This window comes from Nostoc sp. UCD121 (genome assembly GCF_014222285.1).
Classification (GTDB): Bacteria; Cyanobacteriota; Cyanobacteriia; order Cyanobacteriales; family Nostocaceae; genus Nostoc.
Map to the genome: position 1 here is coordinate 1 of NZ_JACKZS010000431.1, position 2,026 is coordinate 2,026.

2 protein-coding genes are annotated in these 2,026 nt (G+C 44.5%); one reads left to right on the top strand and one right to left on the bottom strand.

What is annotated here, in order from left to right; translation table 11 throughout:
• Positions 1 to 112: 112 nt before the first annotated feature.
• Positions 113 to 247: a hypothetical protein gene (locus tag GNF10_RS39180; protein ID WP_260445799.1), complete on the top strand. Its 135-nt coding sequence runs from the start codon at positions 113 to 115 to the stop codon at positions 245 to 247.
• 819 nt (positions 248 to 1,066) lie between these two features.
• On the opposite strand, the gene GNF10_RS36590 is transcribed toward GNF10_RS39180, so the two are convergent.
• Positions 1,067 to 2,026, bottom strand: a 960-nt coding sequence (locus tag GNF10_RS36590) for a DUF3991 and TOPRIM domain-containing protein (RefSeq protein ID WP_185607474.1), incomplete at its 5' end; no start/stop codon positions are given.

Below are 2,026 nucleotides of genomic sequence, written 5' to 3' on the forward strand. Positions count from 1 at the left end.
GCGATCGCAATCAGCCCAAATTGACTACAAAAGAACTACTCAAAAACGACAAAAGCAGATGAAGTTTAACATCTGGGATGGCAACGTCCATTCACCCAATCCCTAATCTCCAATGTCTAATAGGGCCGCCAGGGGAGTAGAGCGTAGCATGACTACGGGTGATCGCCTCTTCCCCAACACCCAATGCAAAACTGCTTTAGGCGATTTTGCTAAGGCGACTGTTAGCAGCGATCGCTTGGGGAATTAAGCATAGGGCGAAGAAGGTGGTTCGGCTAGCAAGAACCGCAGGCATCGCGGCCATTCATTGTCTAAGGCATTCTTCTACTGCCGGGAGTAAAATCAAGAGCGGTGGCTTTAAGGTCTGAAGGGGTTCGGTTATGCGATCGCGCTGTTGTCATGCCAAGCTTGCGGCTTCTTTTGTAGCCGGGGACTTAGACCCGCCGAAGTTTGTTAAAGAAACAAAATCCACAAAAAAAAATTACCCCTGTTTTTGACCCTTTTTTCGTCTAGCTAATTGATAATTACTTTCAATATAAAACGCCCAAACCGTGATTATTGACACATTTATCAAGAAATATTACAGTTTTGGCACTAGTTCCTTGATTTGATTAAATTCGTGCGTCTGAGAAAAAACCTCGACAAAACATCCATTTTCCCAATCCTCACCAACTACATTCAACATCTCCCAATATCTATCCAACATCTCCCAATTCTCTAATTTTTTCTTACCTTTTTACCCCTTAAAAATCATCCAGTAACGGAATTCTCATTAGCTCAAAAATTCCCAATAAAGAAGAACAATTCCCAATACTTACCAATACTTGTTAGAAGTCTGCCATTTTGTTCCAATAATTTACCAATTATTGAGAAATTCGCTTAAAAGCTTTTAAGCGCTGTAATCCATCTTTTTCTGACGCACAGTACGCCTTATTTGGCGGAAAGTTTTTTGGAGCGAAAAGTGACGATTTAAGTAAATTTCAAATCACTTGAACCAAAAAGAAGTACAAAAGAGCTACATTAATACTACAAAACTAACAGTACAGTTCACTCTCTTGATCGCTGACTATTAAAGACTCAAATCATCTTCCTGCTGGCGTTGCTGTTGCTGATGCTGTTGCCTTAACTGTTGCCCATAATCGAGTAGCTGCTGATTCCAATCATGTGCCTTGCACTTGACGCGCTTGGACTGTGGCAGTAGTTCCTTAACAACTCGTGCAGCTGCATTGCCAGCATCATCCGAGTCAAACGCCACTTGTAAATTAGGAATATTCTGCAATTGCTCTACTGGTAAGCTTTTAGGATTATCTACCGCCATGTACAAAGTTCTATTGGGTGGCACGTCGCCTATAAGCTGATATTCCAGCATGGCAAAAGACACGGCATCGATAGGCGATTTCAAAAGCACCACTTTCTCTACAGGTGAAGTTGGCTGTCCGCCTAAGCGGAAGTGAAACCAGCCCTCACGCCTAACTGTTCCTTTCTCGTAGCCCTTAAACGTGTTGTTCTCGCCCCGTGTCCCCCGCAGGAATGCTCCTATTGCCTGGGGTTCTTCTAATAGATTCCGCATGACGAACACAGCGTTTTGCTGATCATCAGCGTAAACTAACCCCCTTTTATGCAGAAGTTCCACAAAGTTTTCAGGTATCCCCCGTTTTTGGGTCAGGTAGTTGTGAACTGGTGTCCACTTGCTTTTATCCTCAACTGGTAGCCTGAATTTGTCGCGTGGTTCTAACTGGATAATGTCAGCCGCCCTGTTCTTAACGTGAGCGATCGCTGCACGTTCTACTCCAGCTTCACCGAATCGCTCATGTAACCAGACAATCGCCTGCCGGAAATTGCACTGATTAACGTGCATCACCAAGTCAATCGCACCGCCAGAGCCTTTGGAGTGTTCGGGAGCAAAGTCATAGAATTTTTCCGCATCTATATTAATGATGTGTCCGTGACCCCGCCACCGCTCACGCTCGTAATTTAGCCCCAGTTCCCAAGCGACATCCTCTAAAGCCAAGTCGCGCAGTTGTTGAGT

Excerpts from the sequence above, each read along its gene's own strand:
- GNF10_RS39180 (WP_260445799.1), top strand. The coding sequence starts at position 113 with ATGTCTAATAGGGCCGCCAGGGGAGTAGAGCGTAGCATGACTACGGGT.